At 44.2% G+C, this 23,675-nt stretch carries 26 protein-coding genes and 1 riboswitch; of the genes, 8 read left to right on the top strand and 18 right to left on the bottom strand.

Annotated features, from left to right (window positions below; all coding sequences use genetic code 11):
* Nucleotide 1: 1 nt before the first annotated feature.
* From CSV67_RS08730 to CSV67_RS08715, 4 genes are all read right to left on the bottom strand, one after another.
* Entirely contained in the window at nt 2–994 is a 993-nt protein-coding gene (locus tag CSV67_RS08730) for a FecCD family ABC transporter permease (RefSeq protein ID WP_099631218.1), read from the bottom strand.
* Nucleotides 987–1,973, bottom strand: a complete 987-nt coding sequence (locus tag CSV67_RS08725; protein WP_099631217.1) for an ABC transporter substrate-binding protein — start codon at nt 1,971–1,973, stop codon at nt 987–989. The genes CSV67_RS08730 and CSV67_RS08725 overlap by 8 nt, the downstream gene beginning before the upstream one ends.
* Nucleotides 1,974–2,113: 140 nt before the next feature.
* A riboswitch (cobalamin riboswitch) is annotated at nt 2,114–2,240 on the bottom strand.
* A 335-nt stretch (nt 2,241–2,575) separates the two neighbouring features.
* On the bottom strand, nt 2,576–4,243 hold the full coding sequence (gene argS, locus CSV67_RS08720; RefSeq protein WP_099631216.1) for an arginine--tRNA ligase: 1,668 nt from the start codon (nt 4,241–4,243) through the stop codon (nt 2,576–2,578).
* Nucleotides 4,240–4,656: a YwiB family protein gene (locus tag CSV67_RS08715; RefSeq protein WP_099631215.1), complete on the bottom strand. Its 417-nt coding sequence runs from the start codon at nt 4,654–4,656 to the stop codon at nt 4,240–4,242. Before CSV67_RS08715 ends, argS begins: the two co-directional genes overlap by 4 nt.
* A 158-nt stretch (nt 4,657–4,814) precedes the next feature.
* Between CSV67_RS08715 and CSV67_RS08710 the strand changes: the two genes are divergently transcribed.
* A complete protein-coding gene (locus tag CSV67_RS08710) occupies nt 4,815–6,869 on the top strand; it encodes a transglycosylase domain-containing protein (RefSeq protein ID WP_099631214.1) in 2,055 nt (684 codons plus the stop codon).
* A 522-nt stretch (nt 6,870–7,391) separates the two neighbouring features.
* Here CSV67_RS08710 and CSV67_RS08705 read toward each other — a convergent pair.
* Nucleotides 7,392–7,910, bottom strand: a complete 519-nt coding sequence (locus CSV67_RS08705; RefSeq protein WP_099631213.1) for a YwhD family protein — start codon at nt 7,908–7,910, stop codon at nt 7,392–7,394.
* A gap of 67 nt (nt 7,911–7,977) precedes the next feature.
* Here CSV67_RS08705 and CSV67_RS08700 point away from each other — a divergent pair, with 67 nt between their 5' ends.
* Complete coding sequence (locus CSV67_RS08700) at nt 7,978–8,163, top strand: 2-hydroxymuconate tautomerase (protein WP_099631212.1); 186 nt, start codon at nt 7,978–7,980, stop codon at nt 8,161–8,163.
* A 48-nt stretch (nt 8,164–8,211) separates the two neighbouring features.
* On the opposite strand, the gene CSV67_RS08695 is transcribed toward CSV67_RS08700, so the two are convergent.
* Together CSV67_RS08695 and CSV67_RS08690 are read right to left on the bottom strand one after the other, a co-directional pair.
* Entirely contained in the window at nt 8,212–8,718 is a 507-nt protein-coding gene (locus CSV67_RS08695) for a YwgA family protein (protein WP_085132664.1), read from the bottom strand.
* A 17-nt stretch (nt 8,719–8,735) separates the two neighbouring features.
* The gene (locus CSV67_RS08690) at nt 8,736–10,025 is read right to left on the bottom strand and encodes an HD domain-containing protein (RefSeq protein WP_099631211.1); all 1,290 of its coding nucleotides are present in this window, start codon (nt 10,023–10,025) and stop codon (nt 8,736–8,738) included.
* Between the two features lie 456 nt (nt 10,026–10,481).
* On the opposite strand from CSV67_RS08690, the gene CSV67_RS08685 reads away from it, so the two are divergent.
* The gene (locus CSV67_RS08685; RefSeq protein ID WP_099631210.1) at nt 10,482–11,120 is read left to right on the top strand and encodes an RsfA family transcriptional regulator; all 639 of its coding nucleotides are present in this window, start codon (nt 10,482–10,484) and stop codon (nt 11,118–11,120) included.
* 19 nt (nt 11,121–11,139) lie between these two features.
* On the opposite strand, the gene lipL is transcribed toward CSV67_RS08685, so the two are convergent.
* Together lipL and pta are read right to left on the bottom strand one after the other, a co-directional pair.
* The gene (gene lipL, locus CSV67_RS08680; protein ID WP_099631209.1) at nt 11,140–11,976 is read right to left on the bottom strand and encodes an octanoyl-[GcvH]:protein N-octanoyltransferase; all 837 of its coding nucleotides are present in this window, start codon (nt 11,974–11,976) and stop codon (nt 11,140–11,142) included.
* Between the two features lie 66 nt (nt 11,977–12,042).
* A complete protein-coding gene (gene pta, locus CSV67_RS08675) occupies nt 12,043–13,014 on the bottom strand; it encodes a phosphate acetyltransferase (RefSeq protein ID WP_099631208.1) in 972 nt (323 codons plus the stop codon).
* A gap of 214 nt (nt 13,015–13,228) precedes the next feature.
* Here pta and hemQ point away from each other — a divergent pair, with 214 nt between their 5' ends.
* Together hemQ and gerQ are read left to right on the top strand one after the other, a co-directional pair.
* Complete coding sequence (hemQ, locus tag CSV67_RS08670; protein ID WP_099631207.1) at nt 13,229–13,978, top strand: hydrogen peroxide-dependent heme synthase; 750 nt, start codon at nt 13,229–13,231, stop codon at nt 13,976–13,978.
* A gap of 1,071 nt (nt 13,979–15,049) precedes the next feature.
* Nucleotides 15,050–15,394, top strand: a complete 345-nt coding sequence (gerQ, locus tag CSV67_RS08660; protein ID WP_099631205.1) for a spore coat protein GerQ — start codon at nt 15,050–15,052, stop codon at nt 15,392–15,394.
* A 35-nt stretch (nt 15,395–15,429) separates the two neighbouring features.
* Here gerQ and CSV67_RS08655 read toward each other — a convergent pair whose 3' ends face one another.
* The 5 genes from CSV67_RS08655 to CSV67_RS08635 all read right to left on the bottom strand — a co-directional run bounded on the left by CSV67_RS08655 (nt 15,430) and on the right by CSV67_RS08635 (nt 17,807).
* The gene (locus CSV67_RS08655) at nt 15,430–15,810 is read right to left on the bottom strand and encodes a DUF423 domain-containing protein (protein ID WP_099631204.1); all 381 of its coding nucleotides are present in this window, start codon (nt 15,808–15,810) and stop codon (nt 15,430–15,432) included.
* A 98-nt stretch (nt 15,811–15,908) separates the two neighbouring features.
* A complete protein-coding gene (locus tag CSV67_RS08650; RefSeq protein WP_099631203.1) occupies nt 15,909–16,172 on the bottom strand; it encodes a YwdI family protein in 264 nt (87 codons plus the stop codon).
* Complete coding sequence (locus tag CSV67_RS16890) at nt 16,169–16,345, bottom strand: uracil-DNA glycosylase (RefSeq protein WP_083034898.1); 177 nt, start codon at nt 16,343–16,345, stop codon at nt 16,169–16,171. The genes CSV67_RS08650 and CSV67_RS16890 overlap by 4 nt, the downstream gene beginning before the upstream one ends.
* Nucleotides 16,346–16,368: 23 nt before the next feature.
* Nucleotides 16,369–17,046, bottom strand: a complete 678-nt coding sequence (locus CSV67_RS08640) for a uracil-DNA glycosylase (RefSeq protein WP_099631202.1) — start codon at nt 17,044–17,046, stop codon at nt 16,369–16,371.
* Between the two features lie 5 nt (nt 17,047–17,051).
* Complete coding sequence (locus tag CSV67_RS08635) at nt 17,052–17,807, bottom strand: DUF4230 domain-containing protein (RefSeq protein ID WP_099631201.1); 756 nt, start codon at nt 17,805–17,807, stop codon at nt 17,052–17,054.
* Nucleotides 17,808–18,001: 194 nt separating this feature from the next.
* Here CSV67_RS08635 and thiD point away from each other — a divergent pair, with 194 nt between their 5' ends.
* The 3 genes from thiD to bshB2 all read left to right on the top strand — a co-directional run bounded on the left by thiD (nt 18,002) and on the right by bshB2 (nt 20,000).
* Nucleotides 18,002–18,835, top strand: a complete 834-nt coding sequence (gene thiD, locus CSV67_RS08630; protein ID WP_099631200.1) for a bifunctional hydroxymethylpyrimidine kinase/phosphomethylpyrimidine kinase — start codon at nt 18,002–18,004, stop codon at nt 18,833–18,835.
* A 126-nt stretch (nt 18,836–18,961) separates the two neighbouring features.
* A complete protein-coding gene (locus tag CSV67_RS08625; protein WP_099631199.1) occupies nt 18,962–19,312 on the top strand; it encodes a YojF family protein in 351 nt (116 codons plus the stop codon).
* A 13-nt stretch (nt 19,313–19,325) separates the two neighbouring features.
* A complete protein-coding gene (bshB2, locus tag CSV67_RS08620; protein WP_099631198.1) occupies nt 19,326–20,000 on the top strand; it encodes a bacillithiol biosynthesis deacetylase BshB2 in 675 nt (224 codons plus the stop codon).
* A 40-nt stretch (nt 20,001–20,040) separates the two neighbouring features.
* On the opposite strand, the gene CSV67_RS08615 is transcribed toward bshB2, so the two are convergent.
* The 4 genes from CSV67_RS08615 to CSV67_RS08600 all read right to left on the bottom strand — a co-directional run bounded on the left by CSV67_RS08615 (nt 20,041) and on the right by CSV67_RS08600 (nt 23,089).
* A complete protein-coding gene (locus CSV67_RS08615) occupies nt 20,041–21,150 on the bottom strand; it encodes a hypothetical protein (protein WP_158232906.1) in 1,110 nt (369 codons plus the stop codon).
* Between the two features lie 54 nt (nt 21,151–21,204).
* The gene (locus CSV67_RS08610) at nt 21,205–21,843 is read right to left on the bottom strand and encodes a YczE/YyaS/YitT family protein (RefSeq protein WP_099631351.1); all 639 of its coding nucleotides are present in this window, start codon (nt 21,841–21,843) and stop codon (nt 21,205–21,207) included.
* A gap of 77 nt (nt 21,844–21,920) precedes the next feature.
* Complete coding sequence (gene ybaK / locus CSV67_RS08605; RefSeq protein WP_099631196.1) at nt 21,921–22,406, bottom strand: Cys-tRNA(Pro) deacylase; 486 nt, start codon at nt 22,404–22,406, stop codon at nt 21,921–21,923.
* Nucleotides 22,407–22,519: 113 nt separating this feature from the next.
* A complete protein-coding gene (locus CSV67_RS08600; protein ID WP_099631195.1) occupies nt 22,520–23,089 on the bottom strand; it encodes a hypothetical protein in 570 nt (189 codons plus the stop codon).
* Nucleotides 23,090–23,675 lie beyond the last annotated feature (586 nt).

Below are 23,675 nucleotides of genomic sequence, written 5' to 3'. Positions count from 1 at the left end.
TTCACATCGCTCCTTTTCTACGTTGTTTGTAAAAGATATAGGCAAACACCGGAGCGCCAATGAATGCGGTAATGACACCGACCGGTAATTCAGCCGGTGAAATAATCGTTCGTGCTACGAGATCGCAAATAATCAATAATGAAGCGCCGTTACACAATGATAACGGCAAGACGTGACGGTGATCGGAGCCCCATAACATACGTGTCATATGCGGGACCACTAGGCCAACGAAGCCGATTGTTCCAGACACGGCAACGGCGGAACCAGTTAAGACCGAACCGCCTAGCAAAATCATCAATTTACGTTGTTTGACATTGACTCCAAGATGATGCGCACGTTCTTCGCCGAATAATAAAGCATTCAATTCACGGCGATTAAGCCACAGCATAAATGTACCGATGATAAAAAACGGTAAGACCATCAGAATATAATTCCAGCCGCGCATCGATACGCTACCAAGCAGCCAACCGACGATCTGACGAAGTTCTTCTTGCGTTAACGCGATCATCAGCGACAGCACGGAGCCGAGAAATGAGCCAAAAATGATTCCTGTTAAAATGATCGTCTCCATTTTCATTGATCGGTCGACCATTCGAGCAAAACCGATCACTAAAAACATCGTGATTGCGGCACCCATCATACTAAATACAGGTAAGGTGAACGCGCCAAGAACCGGCAGCGATATACCAAAAAAGAGTGTGATCACGGCGCCGACAGAGGCACCGGATGACACTCCGAGGGTGTAAGGATCAGCTAACGGGTTTTTCAAAAGCCCTTGGAACGCGGCTCCTGATATAGCCAGTGAGGCACCGACAATTCCGGCCAGCAACACACGTGGCATACGGATCTTCCACAAAATATTACTCGCGGTCGCATCCGATTGATTCCATAGCGTCTCTATTGGTATTTTCACTGTACCGATCGATACGCCGAGCCAGATTGCCACAAGGAGCGTGGCAATCGACACGACATAGGCGAGCGCAGTTTTATTCACCGAATACCTCAGGATAGACTGCTTTCGCAAACGATTCTAATCCGTCAGCCAAACGCGGACCTGTACGGCTTGTAATATCTTCATCCAGTTGAATGACTCGATCTTCTTTGATCGCAGTAACTGCATCAAACCCGTCACGCGTCTTAATATTTTCTACAACGTTTGGAACATAGCTATATATTGCCAAAATTACATCCGGATTTTCATCTACAATCGTTTCAGGACTGATCATAATCCAACCTTCTTCTGTCACGATGTTTTCAGCATTGATCATATCCAAAAACTGTTGTGGGAAAGTTCCTTTTCCTGCCGTGTAAATTTCAGGCGCATCGGAGTTTTCAATGAACACGCGCTTCTTGTCCGTAATGTCCGCTGCTTTCTTTTCGATATCAGCGACTTTCGTTTTCATATCTTCAACGATTTGATTCGCTTCCACATTTTTGTCCATAACTTTACCAATCAATTCAATCGTTTCATATGTCTCTTCAAATGTTCCTGCATTCTGTATAACGATCACAGGGATGCCTGCGTCACGAATCTGATTCAATCCTTCTTCATTCGAACCCAACATCATTTCATGTGCGAACACCGCTTCCGGTTGCAATGAAATCACTTTTTCTATGTTGACCGTAAAGTCCCCTACTGTATCTAGCTCTGTTACCTCTTTAGGATAGTCATCGTTTTCTGTTACTGCAATGACTTTATCTCCTGCACCAATCCCGTATAAAATTTCCGTGTTGCTTGGAAGTAATGAAATGACAGTTTCCGGCACTTTTTCAAATGTAACTTCTTTGCCAATCGCATCTGTCAGAGTGTATGGATAACTCGTTGTATCCTTTGATGCTTGTTCTGTTTTCGTTTCTTCGCCAGCTTGATTTTCATCTGCTGGCGTTTCTTCTTTTGCACTATCGCTTCCACATGCTGCGAGTAGTAGTACCGCGAGCATTGCTGTCAGCAGTAGTTGTAAAAACTTCTTCATGTGTGTTCCTCCTTTAATATGTGTGTTGCATTACGCAAGTCGCAGACACGAAAAAATCCTTCGATCATTCGAAGGATTAGGTGGGATGAAATCAGGACGTGACTTCTTCCATTACACCTATCCTCGTAGGTTGCTGCGGAACTTCATTTTCTAAAAAGGCAGGTGACCTGGCTTGTGCATAGCACGTACAGTGGCGGGACCGCATCGGATTTGAACCGATTTCACTTTTCATCTCTAGTATTGAGAACCTTTTAGAAGATATGTAATTATGCTTTATTATAGCGGTAATAGTGAGGGTTGTACAGGGCGGTGCTGATCTTTCAAAAGTCATCCCACTTCCTACCTGTTCTTGTGGTGGTAGGTTGAACCGCGCTAAAACTGGAATAGACCGCGCATTTCGTGTTTAACACCGCGCAATTACTCTATGTAACCGCGCTAATCGTTGAGTGATCCGCGCTATTATGATGTGTAACCGCGCCAAACTGCTTGAAGATCGCGCTATTGGGATATTTCGTTGGATTTGATGAAACTTTGACAGGCAGTACTTCCAAAGACATAAAAAAGCCAAGCAGTAAATAATCTGCTTGGCCGTTTTCGAGATATTACATTCTTTCCGGTGCTTCAACGCCAACTAATTTCAATGCGTTCGCAATCGTCGTTTTAGTTGCTGTGATCAAAGCCAAACGTGCCTCGGACAGGTCTTTATTTTCCGGGTCGAGCACTTTATTCGCATTGTAGAAACTATGGAATGTAGCTGCTAGTTCTTGAATATATGTCGTCACGCGGTGCGGTGCGCGCATGCGAGCTGAGTCGCTGATAAGTTTCGGGAAATCTCCGAGCTTCTTCAGTAGCTCCAATTCTTTCTCATCTTGCAATAGCGTGACGTTTTTCGTTGACGCTTCCACGTTCTGTTCTTTTGCCTGACGTAGGATTGAACAGATACGTGCGTGCGCGTATTGTGCGTAGTAGACAGGGTTTTCATTGGATTTGGATACTGCCAAATCTAAATCGAAGTCCATTTGTGCATCGCCTGAGCGCATCGCAAAGAAATACCGTACAGCGTCTAATCCGACTTCTTCTACGAGTTCACGCAATGTGACCGCTTTTCCTGTGCGCTTGCTCATTTTGAATTTTTCTCCGTCTTTATAGAGCTGAACCATTTGCGCCACTTCTACTTCGAGCGTATCGCGGTCATAACCTAGCGCCTGGATTGCTGCTTTCATACGTGGAATATATCCGTGGTGGTCTGCTCCCCAAATATTGATTAGTTTATCAAATCCACGACTTAGCTTGTCTTGGTGATAGGCAATGTCCGGTGTTAAGTACGTGAATGATCCGTCTTGTTTGATTAATACACGGTCTTTATCGTCACCAAATGTAGTGGAGCGGAACCAAGTCGCGCCGTCTTCTTCATAGACATGGCCATTTTCACGAAGTTTTTGGAGTGCGATTTCGATCTTGCCGTTGTTATATAGGGATGTTTCCGAGAACCAGTTATCGAAATGAACGCGGAAGTCCGTTAAGTCTTTCTTTAGTTTATCCAATTCGATATTCAAGCCGTGTTCACGGAAAAATGCAAGTCGCTCTTCTTCTGGAACATGGACATACTTGTCTCCATATTGTTCAACGAGGCCTTTTGCGATGGCGATGATATCTGCGCCACGGTAGCCGTCTTCCGGCATTTCTTTTTCTAATCCAAGTGCTTCGAAATAACGAACGTCAATCGATAACGCTAAGTTATTTATTTGATTACCCGCATCATTGATGTAGTATTCCCGCGCTACGTCATAGCCTGCTTTGTCAAGAATATTACATAATGAATCACCAAGTGATGCCCCGCGTGCGTGTCCTAAGTGCAAGTCGCCTGTTGGGTTCGCTGAAACGAATTCAACTTGGATCTTCTGTTGCTGTCCGCTGTCGGAACGTCCGTAGTCTGCTCCTTGGTCCAGGACAGATTTCACGATATCTCCGAGACTGTCTGTTTTCAAGCGGATATTGAGGAAACCGGGTCCAGCAATTTCAATGGAGTCGATTGCCGTGTTTGTCGTATCAAGATGCTCCAAGATACTTTCCGCGATTGCACGTGGTGGCTTTTTCGCTAGTTTTGTCAACTGCATTGCGATATTCGCTGCATAATCGCCGTTCTCTTTACTTCTTGGTGATTCCAGTTTAATTTCCGGAATATCCGCACCTTCAACTAGTTGTGCTTTCTCAATCGCTTCGTGCAACGCTTCTTTAATTTCATGTTGAATCTGCTCTACTGCATTCATTGTGTTACCTCCGAGTAGGTTATTGTCAAATGGTATTTCCCTAATAAACTTTCATCTGAATGTAAGTCGTACGCTACGGTAAAACGTCCAGGTACCCACTCCAGTTGATTGGTATAAACGGCTAAATCCATAACGGCAGGACCATTACCGTACGTGCCAAAACGGACATCGTCTTGTCTGAACGGTAAGCGCATCTGCACGCCGCCTTTACGCATGATGAAGGCATCTTCGGCATGTAGCTTCACGGTCGTTCGGACTGCTGGCATTCCTTCTGTCCGTTCTTCAAACAATAAGTAGGCCTGCCCTTTTTTCTCAATGATCTCTCCAGTCGCCTGCATCGTATGCGTTTCCGCTTGCTGGTCTGGATGTTGAATAACGGAACGGAGCTGAACTTTCAATTTTGGCGCTTCCATTCGTTCACCGCCTTAAGTAAATAGATTCACTCATTATACACTTCTTCTGGTACCAGTTTCAATGTTACACGTCTAAACTTTTCCTACAGTCCGTTTAATCCGTCCATTACCGTCCCATACTGTCAAAAGATACTGAATGGAACGGGATGTGATGAGTAATGAAACGTACCGACTATATAAAATCCACCAATCGTAAAAAAATGAAAATGGTTGTATTTTCCCTGTCGATCACGTCGATAGCCGCGATCGTGACGGTCTTAATCGCCCTTCGAATATATGCTCAAGTACTTGGTGCCCCATCATTAAGCGTACCGAAGGCTTCATTGTTCCTCGATCATAGCGGGCATCAGATCGGGGATCACTTTTCGCAACATAGACGTTACTGGATGAAGCTGTCCGATATATCCCCTTTTCTTACGGATGCTTTCGTGGCAACTGAAGATAAACAATTTTATTCGCATAATGGATTTGATTATAAACGGATTGCGGGTGCAGTTCTGAAGGACGTCAAAACGATGAGTAAGGCACAAGGAGCGAGTACGATTACCATGCAATATGCGCGGAATCTGTATTTGACGCACGAAAAGTCTTGGACACGGAAACTGCATGAAGCATTGTTTGCTTATCGACTGGAAGTTTTCTATGACAAGGATACGATTTTGGAAGGTTATTTAAATACCGTCTACTTTGGTCATGGAATGTACGGAGTGGAAGCGGCGAGCCGTTTTTATTTTTCAAAAGCGGCAAAAGAGTTGACATTGGAAGAAGCGGCTACGATTGCGGCGATTGCAAAAGGCCCTTCTATTTATTCACCTCTTGATAATCCCGAGAATTCACGCAACCGCCAACTACTCGTGCTCGATCAAATGGAGCAGTACGATTATATTTCAGCCGAGCAAAAGGAACGCGCGGTAGATGAGAGGATCGTACTGAAGACGGAGAGTTGGAAAGATATGAAGCAAGTGGCACCGTACTTTTTGGATGCTGCGTGGCAAGAGGCAGAAGACATTCTCGCATCAAAAGGACGTGTACCTGCAGAAGGCGGCTGGCAAATTCGAACGACGTTGAATCAACAGCACCAGCAAGCAGCAGAACAAGCAATTAAACAAGCTATGCCCGCAAATGACCTGCAAGTCGGATTTATTTCCATGGCTGCAGACACGGGATTCGTGACGTCGATGATAGGCGGAGTGGATTTTGGCGACAGCTCCTTCAACCGAGTAACTCAAGCGAAACGTCAGCCGGGATCTGCGATGAAGCCCATCCTCTATGCAGCAGCGCTAGAAAAAGGTATGAATCCGTTAACATTCATGACAGCTGAAAAGACAGTGTTTACGTATGATGACGGTCGTTCGACATATGAGCCAAGCAATATTAACGGGGAGTTTGCGGTGAAGCCGATTTCATTGGCACAGGCGATTGCCATTTCAGATAATATTTATGCAGTCAAAACGCTTGAGCAAGTCGGTTACAAGCCGTACACAAAAATGGCGCAGCGACTAGGCATCGATGTCTCGTTTCCCGAATCCCCAGCAGTCGCGCTTGGAACATCCGATGTGACATTATTCGAGATGACGACAGCGTATAATCGTATTGCGTCAAAAGGTAAACAAGTCGAACCCCAAATGATTCTATCGATTACGGATGCGAACGGAAAACTGGTCTATGAGCACCCTTCTAAGAAGCCAAAGCAAGCCATGTCGGAACAAGACGCATTTGTGCTAACGCATTTGATGACAGGGATGTTCGACCCTGTTTTCAATGATTATTTAACTTCTACAGGCTTATCAATGCGACCGAAACAAACACGACCTTATGCAGCGAAGTCCGGAACAACGATATCGGATCAGTATTTGATTGGATTCTCGCCCACATTAACTGCAGGCATCTGGACAGGCTTTGACCGTGGCAAGCAACTAGAGAATTTGGAGGATAAAACCGTTTCAAAAAAAGTCTGGATCGATTTCATGGAAGCGGCGCATGAAGGAACAGCCCCACAACCCTTCCTTCCCCCTTCAGGCGTACAAGGCGTCATTGTGGATATCGAAACTGGCGGGATTGCGGTCAATGATTGCGCGAAGCAACGATTGATCTATGTGAAGGATAAAGATGTACCGAAGAAGTTATGCACGGATCGCTCGTTGAGAGAACAACATTCGGGAGAAGAGGAAAATTCTAAAATGGAGTTATTCCCGTTTTCGTTTTTTGAGTGATAGAGCGGGAAACTGTAGAGATTGAGCGGCTGACGTGCGTGATAGAGCGCTTGGACGTTTGCATAGAGCGGATCGCGATGATGTTTGAGCGGATCGGTCTCCAGATAGAGCGGTAAGCTGCGGTGATTGAGCGGATAGCGGGAGTGATAGAGCGGATGTACGCTTAGCTACAGAATATGTGCGTTCGCACGGCAGCATAGAGCGCGTAGCCACATACTATGAGTGCTGGAAGTAGACTTCACTTCTTAAATCCACATAAAAAAAGCCTCGTTCTCCGTATCCGCGGAGAGCGAGGCTTTTTCGACCGTTATGTAGCAATCGAGTGAATCTGCACTGCTTGGGTTTGTGGTTTCATCAAACGATCCTCTACATAGCGGGTGTCCTAGATTACAGCGCAAAGCTGTATGTTTAGTTTACTTCCTTTGTTGCAGACATTCAACCTCAAAGAGTACGTAATGCAAATTGTCACATTTTTGACGCATTTGACGAAAATTGTACTTTTTACGTATGCCGTTGGACGTCTTACTCTGTGCGCAAACCTTCGTGTAATTCAGGTGTACTACGTTCCCAAAGTTCTGCGTTATGTGATTTCAGAAAGTCCTTAAGAATTTTTTTCGAACGATCGTCCATTTCGTCTACGATAATATGTCTCTTCATGGATTTGTCCATACGGTTGACGTGGTCTGCCAGTAACTTGTAGCCACGTCTCTTCTCACGGTTGACAATCATTTCGCAAGCTGTGATACCTGCGTAATACGGACCTTCCTCACGGTAATCAATTGTCACCCAAACTAGCCAGTATGGTTTGCCGCCTTCAGAATCTTTGCGGTCTGTGGTGAATTTGATTCCTCGTTCCGTATCACTACGGGCATGCATAGCCCCCATTTCTACTTGTGCAGTGCCCTCTTCTACATCGATGATCACAGGCGAAATGTTTTCCAACGACAACGAACCTATGCCGAACCCTTTATGTCCATCTGTTGGGTCATTTTTTATTATCGTAAAGCCTAACTTTGGTTTTGAATTTTGCTCATTTGCCATATAAATCGACCTCCGTCTCTGTTATTATATGTACTATACCTGAATTTTCTGCTAAGGAGGAAACTAAATGCCATACGTCACAGTAAAAATGCTTGAAGGACGCACTGACGACCAAAAACGGGCACTTTGTGAAAAAGTTACGCAAGCTGTTGTGGAAACGACTGGTGCTACTACTGACAGCGTAACAGTTTTCATTGAAGAAATGCCAAAAAACCATCTTTTTAAAAATGGAAAACGTATGAGTGATCAGTAAAATCAGCAAAAGGATTCTCATCGTGAGAATCCTTTTTACTTGATCCATTTAGCTGACTGAACTCACTTGCATCTCTTCGATGAAGGCAAAAGCTTGATCCATTTCTTGATCAGTGAAGTTCAATTTGTTTTTCACGATACGCACTTTAGCAATTTGGTCCTCTTTGTCGAGCTGATCGAAAAATAGCAATGTTGAGACCAATTCCAAAAAGCGTGACGACTTCTCATTCAATCGCTCGATACATTTTGGCAACTGTTCTTTTGGTGCTTCTGCTGTCGTAAGGAATTTCGATCCTTCATCCGTCACTTGATAGCAATATTGCTTATACGAACCCTTGTCCTCAAAACGTTCAGCCAAAAAGCCCATTTCACATAATTCTTCCACTCGCAATGTCAGTTCTTCCGAATAAGGACCATACATATGGAGCTCATATTTCTCAGCAAACGGGAAATTCATTTTCTTTAATATATAAACCATCTTCTGCATTTTCTTACGGCCATTTACTTCATTCGCCAACGATATAAACTGAACGATTTTTGCATGCTCTTGCAGCAAGTCCCGCAACCCCTCTCTTAACCTCTTAACAATTCCAAAATCTTCTCATGCAACGGGTTTCCATCTACTAACAAGTCTTCAGGATAATAAATTTTATGATCTGTTCTGCGTTTTCCTGATATCGCTTCAACCACATCGGACAGCCGCGACAGTTCACGCAAATCGCCATTTTCTAGTTGTAAATAAATCGGCACACGCTCATTCTCTTCACCTGGACGATAAAAGTCGTAAGGTAAATCCGATGAAGAATCCGTCACTAAATAATATTCGGGATCGAGCCCTGCTTCTTTAAACAATGTAATCAGTTCACCGAATTTCATATATTGCACAGCGGGATCGAACTCGGCATATTGAAATAGCCGTCTGTTAACGAAGCGATCGCATAAATCCGCTAAAATCGTGTCATCTTCTTCCATCCACAGTTGAAAATATGTTAATAACACGCCCTCATCAAGAGCTATGTACTCTTTCAATTTGAACTCTTGAGCGAAGAACGAAATGAAATGCATGGGTTCTTGCTTAAATGCATACCCTGTTTCAAATAAAAATTTCGCTCTGTGTAAAATTTTAATAAGAATTACTTCCGCACTTCGCGACACGGGGTGGAAATACACTTGCCAGTACATCTGATAGCGGCTCATGATATAGTCTTCCACCGCGTGCATGCCGCTATGCTTGATGACTACTTGGTCTTCAGTCGGACGCATGACACGCAAAATCCGTTCCATGTCGAAATGACCGTAGGAAACGCCTGTGTAATATGCATCGCGTTGAAGATAATCCATACGGTCTGCATCAATTTGGCTGGAGATCAAGCTGACGACCAGTTTGTCTGTGTACGTTTTGTCGATCACATCTGCCACTTTTTGTGGGAAATCTGGCGACACACGACGCAGCACTTCATGGACTTCTGTCTGTTCCAATAAAATTTGCTGGGTAAATTGTTCGTGATCCAGATTGAATACTTTTTCAAATGCGTGGGAAAATGGACCATGTCCCAGATCATGCAATAATGCTGCACACAGGGCGACGAGTCGCTGTTCTTCATTCCATTCTTTACGCCCCCTGAAGCCGTCGTCGAGAATTCGTCGGACGATTTCATAGACACCAAGCGAGTGCTGGAAGCGGCTGTGTTCTGCACCGTGGAACACTAGGTAAGTAGTGCCAAGCTGGCGAATTCTGCGCAAGCGCTGGAATTCGCGTGTGTTGACTAGGTCCCATATTACGCGATCCCGGACATGTATGTAGCTGTGTACAGGGTCTTTAAACACTTTCTCTTCGGGCAGTTTTTCGTTTTGGTACGCCATGTCGTCACCTCATCCTTCATTCGTTCCAGTATAACAAAAAACGATGGAACGTGACATAGTACTCTATGACGGATTTTAAACGGTTGATGATGGAACGTGTTTACAAACGTGAAGGACTTAGTGTCTACTCGGGGATGGAAGCTCCAGTTGGGGGACGCTTTCCCATGGGCCCGCGGTGAGCCAACCAAGGGAGCGAGAGCCGTCATGAAGAACGTCTTTTGCACTAGCGAACTGGTTGGCTTGCCGCGGGCCCTCAGGAAGCTTCCCCTCCGTAGCGCAAATTCCCACCCCAACACCCTGCCAGCCTCACCCGACTGACTTTACTTAACTCCCACTCACCTAAAAACCCGCCCATTTTATTACCATCTTCATAGAATTTTATAACTCTCTGAATAAAAGACTCATCCCGTGGTCATAATGGCAGTAGAAAGAGAGTACAAGACAGGAGGCATGGAGATGGTGAAAGTTAGACAAGACGCTTGGTTAGAACAAGACGATGAATTATTGGCAGAGACGGTGCTACGACATGTAAGAGAAGGAAGTACACAGCTAGGTGCATTTGAAGAAGTAGGTGACGCCCTGAACCGAACAGCAGCAGCTTGTGGGTTCAGATGGAATGCAGTTGTGCGAAGAGACTATGAGAGTGAACTCTCTGAAGCGAAGAAAGAAAGAAAGCAAACGTTACGTGTGCTAGGTACAGATTTTAAAAGACGTAATCAGCAAATGTACAGCCCCGAGACAGGCGCAGATGGCCAGGAAAAAATCCAGGTTCCATTATCAGCCCTATCCCTCGACACGGTCATTGCCTATTTGATTCGCATGCATCATAACGGCGGTGCGGATACGGATGCACTTCGATGGAGACAAACGGCAAAAACAGCGACGGAACAAATGAAATCGCTAGAAATGCAAATTGAAGATCTGAAAAAAGAGAATAAAACGTTGAAAGAAGACTATGAGCAATTCGTCCAAATCATGAATCGTGCACGTCGATTTATCGCTTTAAATGAAGAAAGCGAGCACGTTGCACCATTATTTAAAATGGAGCCAAATGGTAATCTAATCACATCAAAAGAGCCGCCAATCAATAACTGATTGGCAGCTTTTTTTCGTACTAGGATAACATCTTTTGATTGCGTTCAAAGACACGTCGCAAATAGAATCCGTACAATTCCATTTCCTCGTCTGTTAACCCATCGTGACGCACATCTTCCGTCAACGAGCGCAACAATATTTGCAGACGAATAACGACTTCATTGACCGTCAAATGCGTATCCAGAATTTCCGATAACGATGCCATTGTATCAGGTTGGATTACAGGATAACTGAATTTCGTCTGTTGGCCTTGCAAGCCCTTCTCATAGACTTCACGTATTAACTCCGCACGTTCGGAACCACTGCCTTCAACGCATAAATATACTTGCACAGCAACTCCTTGACGCAAACGACGCTGTGAAACCCCAGCGAATTTCTTGCCATCGACACTTAAATCATATGATCCAGGACAATAAGATCCGACAATTTCATAGGCTTCTATCCGTTCGCCAAGCTCAGGAAATAATAGCTGAACTAGTGATACCATCGCTTCGTAGCCTATCGGAATGTCAATAGAAGACTTTTGTTCAGAGAAGATTAAGGAAATATTTACTATCCCTTCATCTAAGACGACTGCAAGCCCTCCCGAATTGCGAACGATCGACTGATAGCCATGCTGCTCAATTCCTTCCATCGCTTGTTGAATGAATGGCATTCGATGATCTTGAATACCTAACACGATCGTCTTATCATGTACCCATGTCCTGACAACCGGTACACTTTGTTGCTGCCCAACTAATTGGCATAACGTATCATCCATGGCGAAGGATTCGAGCGCAGAACGATTGCGTGCCGAAATGGATTCGTCGATGAAACGCCAAGCTGGTTGATTCAGTAAATGTTTATCTTGTGACATGTCTAGCTCTCCTATAGTGATTGATCTGGATTATATGTAGACGGTTCACAAACTACGAGCCTGTCATTATAGGCTCTGGGCTGCTGTGATGATAGAAAGTTTATAGACATCTTCTGCAGAACAGCCGCGTGACAAGTCGTTGACGGGACCATTTAAGCCTTGAAGGATCGGACCAATCGCTTCGTATCCACCTAGACGTTCTGTCAATTTGTAGCCGATGTTTCCAGCGTCCAATGTCGGGAAAATAAAGACGTTTGCATCGCCTTTGATGACGGATTCTGGAGCTTTTTTCGCTGCTACACTTGGTACATACGCTGCATCAAATTGGAATTCTCCGTCAATCAATAGGTCAGGTGCCAATTCTTTAGCAATTCTAGCCGCTTCCACCACTTTTTTCGTCTCTTCTGTCACAGCAGAACCTGTAGTAGAGAATGAAAGCATCGCAACGCGTGGATCAATTCCGAATGCCTTTGCAGTTTTCGTACTTTCCACAGCGATTTCAGCTAACTCTTTGGCTGAAGGATTCACAGTAATGGCACAGTCCGCAAAAATTAGACGCTCTTCTTCTTTCATCATAATGAAAGCACCACTCGTTTTTGAAACGCCAGGCTTAGTCTTGATAATTTGCAATGCAGGACGAACTGTATCCGCCGTCGAATGTGCAGCTCCACTCACCAAACCGTCTACACGTCCTGTATAGATTAGCATAGTTCCGAAATAGTTTACATCTTTCAATTGCTCGCGCGCTTGCTCGATTGTAGCTTTTCCTCCACGACGCTCAACGAATTTCTCCGCCAGTTCTTCAAAATAGGAAGCGTTTGCAGGATCAATCAACTTAATCTCGGAAATATCAAAGCCACCTTCTTTTGCTACTTTATTTACCGCTTCTTCATTACCTAATAAAACTGGCGTTATAATCCCCTCTTGTTGAAGATGTACAGCCGCTTCTACTATTCTTATGTCCTCACCTTCAGGTAATACAATCGTCTTTCCTTTACCTTCCAATGTTTTACGAATACCTTCAAAAAGATCTGCCATGTGTAATTCCCACCCTTGTTATATTTTCCTATTTATCATACCTGAAAAGCCCCATTAATACACTAAGAATTCTGAAGTTTTCAGATAACTGCCCATTAGATATTCATTTTTGTAATGTCTATTGTGGGTCTAACCTTATTCCTTAACGAGTAAAGACTGTTTATGATACACTTGATATAGAAACTACTTTATTTTAAAAGGAGACTGAATTCAAGTGAACGAAGCAGCTATTACATTAGACGGTTGGTATGTACTTCACGATTTTCGCACGATGGACTGGGCTTCTTGGAAATTGATTTCAAAAGAAGAGCGTCAGGCAGCAGTCAATGAATTCCTAACTTTTTTGGAGCGTATACAAGAAGCGGATGATGCTAAAACAGGTAGTCATGCATTTTATACAGTCGTTGGTCAAAAGGCAGACTTCATGCTAATGACATTACGTCCTACAATGGATGAACTTCAGCAGTTGGAAGCAGAATTCAATAAGTTAATCATTGCGGATTACACAATCCCAGCGTATTCCTATATATCGGTAGTGGAGTTATCGAACTACTTAGCAGGTGAATCTGACGAAGATCCATACCAGAATCCGCATGTACGCGGACGTCTGTATCCTGAATTACCTCGTAGCCAATACGTTTGTTTCTATCCAATGGATAAGAAGCGCGAAGGCGAAGATAACTGGTACATGCTCGACATGGACCACCGCAAAAGTTTAATGCGCAGCCACGGCATGATCGGCCGCGGTTATGCAGGTAAGGTGAAGCAAATCATTTCCGGCTCCGTCGGCTTTGATGATTACGAGTGGGGCGTCACGCTGTTCTCCGATGACGTGTTACAGTTCAAAAAACTCATCTATGAGATGCGTTTTGACGAGGTCAGCGCACGCTACGGCGTATTCGGCTCATTCTTCGTCGGTACAATTTTAGATGCAGACAAGCGCGAAGCATTTTTCGAAGTATAATAGGTTAGATCCAAGCCGCGAATGAAACACTTCGCGGCTTTTTTGTTGCGAAGAAAGAGAGAAATAGGGCTAGTGGTTCGGGATTGAAGCTCCAGCTGGAGACGCTTTCCGGAGGGCGTGGCTTACTCAAATGCAACCTATAAAAGTGCATGCTCCTAACGCTACGGTGTTACTTAGAACTATCACTGTTAATAGCAAGAGAATTATTGTTGGCTTCTAACTTAGTTAACTTTAGACACAACATAAGGTCTTGAATTTCACTCTCCAACACCAGAAAGAGATACTAGTGAAGCGAAGTGAGAGCCGTTACGAAGGACGGCTTTTGCGAGTAAAAGCGAAGCGTTAGGAGCATATCTTTGCACTAAAGGCGGCGACTCGGGGAGGATCAGCTCGACAGGTAAGACAACCAAAAGGAAGCGAAGCGACCTGGTTGGCTTACCGCGGGCCCTCCCGAACGCGTCCGCCTGGAACGCAGCGTAACATTGCATTCCCCATTCCAATTCACAATAGAAACACTAGTGAAGCGAAGTGAGAGCCGTTACGAAGGACGGCTTTTGCGAGTAAAAGCAAAGCGTTAGGAGCATATCTTTGCACTTGCGACCTGGTTGGCTCAACGCGGACCCTCCAGAACGCGTCCGCCTGGAACGCAGCGTAACGTTGCATTCCCCAATTCTTGAACTCCCCACTCCAATTCAAAATGGAAACACTAGTGAAGCGAAGTGGAAGGCGGCGACTCGGGGAGGATCAGCCCGACAGGTAAGACCACTAAAGGAGCAAAGCGACTAGGGGGCTTACCGCGGGCCCTCCCGAACGCGTCCGCCTGGAACGTAGCGTAACGGTGCCTTCCCCTAACTTTGAACCTACCTCTTCAAAAAACTTCATTCATACCCACTCACCCTCCAACATAAGATACAACCAAGGGGGTTTTGCTTTAGCTGTCACCGCGACAAACAAGAGGGAATAAAAGCGCTTGCCCGTCTCACACAGACTCCATCAACACGCAACGCACACTTCCCTCGCCCTACAAGACTGCCCGCGAGTAAAACTAACAGATCTGGAGAGGATGTTGAAATGGTTCAATATTATTGGAATCCCGGCTATGCCCAGCAACAAATGGTCCCACCACAAACAAATGTACAGGGGAACGTACCAACACCGCCTTTTAGAGAGCAGTCCTACATCGAGAATATCTTACGGCTTAACAGAGGAAAACCCGGTGTCTTTCATTTTTCATTCGAACATGCGGTAGAAGCAGGCAAGAACACAAAAGCGATCACGGGTATGGTAGAAGCTGCAGGACGCGATCACGTCATCCTCAGTGAAGCCAAGACAGGTCGACGTTATTTATTCCCTATGATCTACTTCGATTATGCGGAGTTCCCAGAGGAAGTAAATTACTTCAACCAAACGCCATAAGAAAAAACCGCTCATGCGTGAGCGGTTTTCCTATGTTACCTTCCAAATTTCACTGCAGCAATGATCAACATCATCCACCCTACGATGAATGCAACGCCACCAATCGGCGTGATGGCGCCAAGTATTCCGATTCCAGATAAGCTGAGTACATACAGGCTTCCAGAGAAAATAACGATACCCGCCAGAATTAAATAGCCTGCCCATGATAGTTGCGTCGATGGTCCAAGCAATGTGTCGCTCATCAAAATACCAATTGCGAGTAATGCAATCGCATGGAACATCTGATAGTGTACCGCGGTTTCCCAGACGGCTAAGTAATGTTCGGAAAGGCGATCTTTCAATGCGTGTGCACCAAATGCCCCAAATGCAACTGCAATCGCGGCATTAATAGCTCCTGCGATAATGAAAAACGGCATAATGATTCCTTCTTTCTAACGAATGTTGTATATCCTGTTTCCAGTCTACCATATTGAAACATATAAAATGACAGGTGTTTAAACGATTTTTGGTGCTATCAAAAGTCAAACAGCGACTCTCCATTGGCATCCTCTTCACGCAATGGTTGCTCGTTCAGCGACGTAATTGGCGTCGCATGTACAGTGCTCGTTTGTATAGCTTGCGGGATGGACGGTACAGATGGCCTTTCATCACCAAGCATCAAATTACATAATGTTCGCACAGCATAGATCGCTTCTCTTCGTGCTGCTTCATCCTGTGTTTGTTTCGCCAAGCGGACTTGTCGCTCCATTTCTCCGAGCATTTGTGCAGCTGTGATCATCGCATTTTCATCCCCTTTTTCGGTTCAAATTTCATACACTCCATACCAGAGGAGCGCTTTACCACTATAGATGGTAACATTTTCGTCTTGAATCCATATGCCTTGCAGCCCCGCGGACTTGCGGGATCCCAAGTCGTATAAAAGAAGATACAGTCGAAGCAATTGACTGCCATCGTTACACATCCTTTCTCATTCATCACTTGGTCGTTTTCGCCCAATCTATCGGCTCTTCTCCCCACTCGCGTAAATACTCATTCGCTTTAGTAAACGGCTTACTGCCAAAGAATCCTCTGGATGCACTAAATGGACTCGGATGAGGCGATTCGATAATTGCATGGCGTCTGCGGTTGATCAATGCCGTTTTTTCCTGCGCATGTCTTCCCCATAGAATGAAAACGATTGGTGCACTGCGCATCGACAGTTTACGAATGACTTCGTCCGTAAAGAGTTCCCAACCTTTCCCACGATGCGAAGCGGCTGCTCCTTCGCGCACAGTGAGTACAGTATTCAATAATAATACACCTTGTTCAGCCCACCCTGTCAACGTTCCTTCAGACGGGACATTAATTCCAATATCTGATGATAGTTCTTTGAAGATATTACGTAAACTCGGTGGCACTTTTACGCCAGGCTGGACAGAAAAACTCATACCATGAGCCTGTTTGGGTCCATGATAAGGATCTTGGCCCAAAATCACGACTTTGACATCCCGAAAAGGCGTCAATTTAAAAGCTGTCCACATATCAGACATTTGCGGATAGATGATGTGATTTGTGTATTCTTCGCGAAGAAAAGTACGCAATTCCTGATAATATGTTTTATCGAATTCATCTTTTAGTATGTGATCCCAATCATTGCGAAACTCTGCTACCATATGCATCACTCCTTAAATTCAATATCTAGTTGATAGCCTGCAAATGAAAACATGTCTTTTAGCGTTTTTACTGCATTTTGCTCTGCGGATTCTAGGACACCTTGTTCGGATGCCTCTTCCATTATTAATGTTTTGGCTTCATTCGCTAGCTCATAGCCTTCTTTAATATCTGCTTTTCCACGGAATAACCCTTCTACAGAATAGACTTCTACTTTATCGAAGTACAGTTCTGCACCACCGAGAAAATCAGCTTTCGGTATTGTCAGCTCAATACGTTTTTCGTCTTCATCCACTCGCATATCTTGCTGGGTGATTTCACTAAGATCAATTCCGGCTTTGATAGAACCTGGAATGACTACTAATAAATTCCGCTTCGTCCCAGGAAAATTGACTCCGATGTTTTTACCGAATAATTCATTGTCAGTGCGTTTGATGAGCACTTTCGAATAAGCTTCTGCCGTTGTCAGTTCCTGTAGCTCTTGGACACGCTCGACAAATGCCGTCTTTTGTTCCGAAAAAGTAGAGCCCAATTGCATTAAATAAAAGCCTGCGATTGGCAGGGTAATAAGTGCGGCGACTAATAGTACAATGACTAAAATATATGTCCTTCTCCATGAAGACCATAAAGTAAAAGCAAGTTCGAGAATCCCTCCCCTTCGCTTACGTTTGGTCTTTTTCCGTCCAGCGAATGTTACAGCTGATTGGGCATTGGCTTCCGTCCATTCCTTCTTCTCTCTTTTAGACGATTCATGCTTACTCATGGCTCACATCCTCTCGTTTGTTCCAACACTCCGTTTCTATTTATACGTTCTGTCGAATAATAAGTTTCATTGGCAAGATCTGTACGTATTACAAGCTTTCTAGACTTTCATCATACCTGAGTTGTTTGTATTTCGACAATTAGTTGTATACTATACGTAACAACAAAATGTAGGATGCGAAGGAGAGAGTTATTATGTCATTAAAGAAAACCTTGACGATTGCAGGATCGGATACATCAGGCGGTGCAGGAATTCAAGCAGATTTAAAAACTTTTCAAGAGCACGGTACGTACGGTATGACGGCAGTGACAGTGATTGTCACGATGGATCCCGATCAGAATTGGTCACATAATGTCTACTCATTGCCGATTGATGTCGTAAAGGCCCAATTGAAAACAGCGTTATCTACTGGAATTGATGCTATCAAAACCGGCATGTTGAGCACAGAAGAAGTCATTCGAACGGCAGGTCAGGCAATTGATGAATCTGGTTTGGATCATGTCGTGATCGACCCTGTCATGGTGTGTAAAGGTGAGGATGAAGTATTGAATCCTGGGAATACGGATGCAATGATTACCTATCTCCTACCGAAAGCAGAAATCGTCACACCAAATTTATTCGAAGCGGGACAATTAGCTTCTATGAAAACACCGAAAACAATAGATGACATGAAAATGGCGGCGCAGAAAATTCATAAACTCGGCGCTCGTAATGTCGTGATTAAAGGCGGCAAACAACTCGATCATGAAGAAGCGGTGGATTTGTTTTACGATGGTTCGACGTTTACGTTACTGAAATCAGAAAGATCCGATACCTATCATAATCACGGAGCGGGCTGTACATTTGCAGCTGCTATTACAGCAAATTTGGCAAACGGGTTGTCGATCAAAGACGCAGTCATTCAAGCGAAGCAGTTTGTCACAGCAGCCATTGCGCACGGTTGGAAGCTTAATGAGTATGTAGGACCTGTCATGCACGGCGCGAAAAATCAGTTCGACGGGCCACATGTAAAGTTGCAGGAAGTATAATGAATGCTTATAAGTCAGATGTAGTCCCGACTTATAAGCCGTCTAATCGCATTCAAACTGCAATATCTATATAATACTAAATAGAAAGATTGCAGCGTAATGCCTGCAAGATTTAGGAGGATGAGTATGGAAACGGTTGACGTGAAACGTTTACAGGAGTTACTGGACTCCTTTGCCAATAAAGATGTCTACATACATTTAGAAACGACAAATGGATCGTATGCTTCCCATTTTCAAGAAGGTTTTTTTAATGCCGGCGCATTTATTCGTAATGTCATTATTCGCTACGAACTTGGTAAGGTGACGGGCGAATCTCCACACCGTATCGGTTTGAAATTGCCGAGTGGTTGGATTTACGCACAAGGGATCACGCACTATACAGTTGACGAACATAATCGTTTACTGATGGCGGGACTCGGACCTGATGGAAAACTAGCGGTAGCGCTTGAAATTAGCGAAACACCATTTACTTATTAAGAAAGGAGATTTTTTGATGTTGCAAAAAGAACGACACGTACTCGTTGTATTCCCTCATCCTGATGATGAATCATTCGGCATCGCTGGAACGATTGCACAATATATTGAAATGGGCGTACCCGTTACGTATGCTTGCTTGACACTAGGCGAAATGGGCCGTAATCTAGGAAATCCTCCTTTCGCAAACCGCGAAACACTACCACAAATCCGTAAACAAGAGTTGCTAGATGCGTGTGATGCAATGGGATTGACAGATTTACGCATGATGGGACTGCGCGACAAAACGATAGAATTTGAAGATCCGGAAAAGCTGGTTAAAATGATGACTGACCTCATTGATGAATTACATCCTTCATTGGTCATCTCATTCCACCCAACGCTTGCTGTACACCCCGACCACAACGCAACGGGCGTAGCTGTGATTGAAGCGATGAGCCGCATGCCGGAAGCGAATCGACCGGTACTGTACATGAAAGCCTTCGATAATGACACGTTGAACCAACTTGGTGAGCCGCAGGTTGTGCATCATACACCTGACGTGGCAGATAAAAAGATTGCCGCCTTACGTGCACATGCCTCCCAGACGGTTTGGATGCTACCCGACATGGAAAAACGATGGGCTGCAAACGATAAAGATGCACTTGACTGGTTATATAACGAAGCGTTTTATATTCATGATTTCACGTAAAAAACCGCAAATCTGCGGTTTTTTTGTATCTTATACAAAATCACTTCTCTTCAAACGCTTTAATAAAGGCATATAAATCCTGCAACTTCTTTTCAAACACTTCCACGTTTAATGCACGATCCATTTGAATTCTTACGTTATTTTGTGATTGTACCGCGATTTGCATCTGACTTCCTGCTTCTCTAATTACTGTTTGATAACGGTGTCGTATATCATCGATTTGTCTCTCGGCTTCTTCATCTTCTGCACATAACGGCACAATATCTACTAATTCATCGCGCGGACTTTCCGCATCGTAGGCATGAGGTTGTGTCGAATCGAACAGGCACACCGATAACTCAGGAAACAGTACTAAGTCGATACTTGCGGGATCCAATCCACACCAACCGTATAACACATCTAACCCACGTCGCTGCGCTTCGTCTCCTAACGCCCGCATCATCGTCGACTTGCCTGTGCCCGGTAATCCCTTGATCAAAAAGCGACGTTTTGTACGTTTCGTGATAGACGGGATGAAATCATGTGCGCTGCCAGATGATAATGAACCGACGATCCGATGCGAGACATGAGCTGATTTCGTTAGTTCAATCGTTCCAAATAATTCTCGCTTTAATTCTTCCGTAATCTCTTCGTGGCGCGACCAATCCATGCGTGCGATATTCACTGCTTCCCATTCATCATGAATCGCTTTTGCCCGTTTTAACTCTTTCAACGACTGACCAAAACGTGTTTTCTCTTCTTTCAACAAAGCACTCACCTCATCATGCCGTCCGAGTAGCTGATCTTGATGATAGACGTCATAAAAACAAAAGACTTTATGGCGGTTACCAAGATCTGTCGGCTCGAAGGAAACCGGATGGGATGCTTGCAAGATGAAAAGTTCCAGTCCTTCAACGAAAATTGCATCGGTTTTATCCACATGTCCAGGATTCATGAATCGATCCACACTAAAGCCCTTGTTGACAAAATAGACCGCCAAGTCATTGAGCACTTGCGATAAGGAATGCGTAGGCAAACACTTCAAAAATATCGTCTTTTTTGACTCCGTGAGCAACTCTTCAAACTTATGTTGCACGCCTTGTCCTGTATAAGCCGTTCCCATATATTCTGTAATATGTCCGTATATATTGACCATCCTTTCTTTCTTCATTTCATCATATGTATAGGTAAATAAAAAAAGCACAGCCGAGTAGGCTTATGCTCCTTAATAGTGTAATAAAACTTTTTCGTCCGTTTGATGAGTGATCTTCAATAACATTTTCTTACATTGTGGTAAGGCAATTTGAATGATTTGACCAGAGAATAGGACGACAACCAATGTACCGACCCCTACAGGTCCACCAAGCAAGAAACCGATAAGTGTGGCAATCGCTTCAATCGCGGTCCGTACCAATCGAAGACTCCAGCCAAACTTTTCAACAAACAACAGCATCAAGCTATCCCGAGGTCCAGCCCCAAGATTCGGTGATACATATATTCCTACCCCATAGGATAAGACGAATACACCGGCGATGAAATAAATAATTTGCACTGTCAATGAAGTCACATCAGGTAAAAGCCAGTTGAAAAAGTCGATAAATAATCCGATGACCAACATATTAAGCCATGTACCTAGTCTCGGCCATTCCCTCAAAATAATCGATGTCACCGAAATGATAACAAAACCCGATATAATACTCCATGATCCTATCGTTAATCCGAAGTTTTGATACAAACCGAGATGGAGCACGTCCCACGGAGCAATCCCAAGCCGCTGACCTTTAATCATCAACGAGATGCCAAGCGACATGATCATCATTCCCGCGATGAAAAATATCCATCGCCAAGCTAATAAATTACGCATATACATTCTTCTTTCTTCTAAAATATCAGTGTACTCATGGATTCATTGTAACAGAAATCAAGAAAGTTGCTATGTACTTACTTTACGAGATCACTAAATTGTGCTTTTGCAACCCGTGCCAAGTCTTGTGGTGACAATTTCATTTGCAATCCGACTTTGCCCGCACTGACATACATATAGTCGAGCGTTTCAGCTTGTTGGTCAATAAATGTCGGAAATTCACGTTTCATACCGATTGGCGAACAACCGCCACGGACATAGCCCGTTTCTTTCGTCAATTCTTTCATAGGCAGCATTTCGACTTTTTTAAAGCCTGCGGTTTTCGCTGCTTTTTTCAAGTCTAACTCATCCGAAACGGGAATGATAAAGACGAGTAAGTCTGTTTTACTTGCCATGGCAACGAGCGTTTTATAAACGGTAGAGACCGGTTCATTCGTTTTATTCGCAACGGAAACCCCATCATTCTGACTGTCATCCGTTTGATAGCTATGAATTTCATAGGGAATCTTCTCGCTTTCGATGATGCGAATTGCGTTGGTTTTCGGCAACTTTTTCTTTGACATAAGTAGTACTCCCCTTTTCTTCAATTTAGTAGATAGCTAGCAGAATATATAATGTGAAAAAGCCCATTTCACTGGATTCCAGCAAAACGGGCTTCATTTTCAAACGAATCAGATCAAATGCTGATATTCATTTGTGGCTGATCCATGTCGTACTGATTCATTCTGGCTTGATTTTGCACTTGATAGAGAGTAAATGCATGACTATATTGTTGTTGCATACGATTCGGTCTATTAGTTGCTGCGGTACTGTCGACGCTACTCATGAGATCACGAATAGTTTTGGCCCGATTATGTAACGCTAATTGTAGTTCAGCTTGTGTGATTTTCGCAGATGCATTACTAGCTAGCTGATAATCCGCTGTCGTTGGTGGTGATTTAGAGTATGCCTCTTTGCGGACTTCACGCCATAAATCAATTGTTTCATCCAAGTTATTACCGAGCGGAATCGAGATATTCTTCATCTGTCCCGCACCAAGCTTCTGAAAGTCTGTTTGCATTTCTTCCGATATTTCAATTGGTTGCGAGTTTCCGCGCAGCAATGTGACCAATTCATCTTTGGTCTTTTGCGCTAGTTCACGAAATTCTGTTTGTCGTTCATAAGCATTTTCAGCATTCTTTTTCCGGATTGCATCATACCGCTGTAGTTGTTCGGCGGCGTTCGCAAACCCTATTACAGCATTCATGGTACCCACCTCCGAATAGGTTTTTTCGATATGTACAGCTAGTATAACTAGTTTACGCAGAAGCGCGTAAACTGCCAATCCGTCAAAAGATTGGATTCGCGCGGGATTGGTATTTTCATTTTATCCTTTAGGTACGCATTTCATACTATATGGATATGCGAGCCGGGCGGTATTTACTAGTGTTTGTTATGGGAATATGTGTAGTAAGAGTACCCTTTTTTATATGTGATCAAACAACACCGCACACTAGTTGATGTAGTGTGTGGTGGAAAGTGCTGAAGTTCAAGGTCGAATGATGTTTGTAATGTATGTTTAGTTAGTTAGGGCATGGGATTGAAGCTCCAGCTGGGGACGCTTTCCGGAGGGCGTGGCTTACTCAAATGCTAGCAATTAAAGTACATGCTCCTAACGCTACGCTTTTACTCGCAAAAGCCGTCCTTCGCTACGGCTCTCGCTGATCCTCCCGGAGCATTCCTGTTTGGTTAGTGGAGCCCTATTGAAATAGAAAAGTCCCCTTGGTATGATTCGGGGGTGTCAAGGCATCGACTACTTGACCCCTAATAATAACCAAGGAGGACTCACATGA

This window comes from Sporosarcina sp. P2 (assembly GCF_002743255.1).
Taxonomy (GTDB): Bacteria; Bacillota; Bacilli; order Bacillales_A; family Planococcaceae; genus Sporosarcina.
This window is presented reverse-complemented; position numbering and strand designations above follow the sequence as displayed.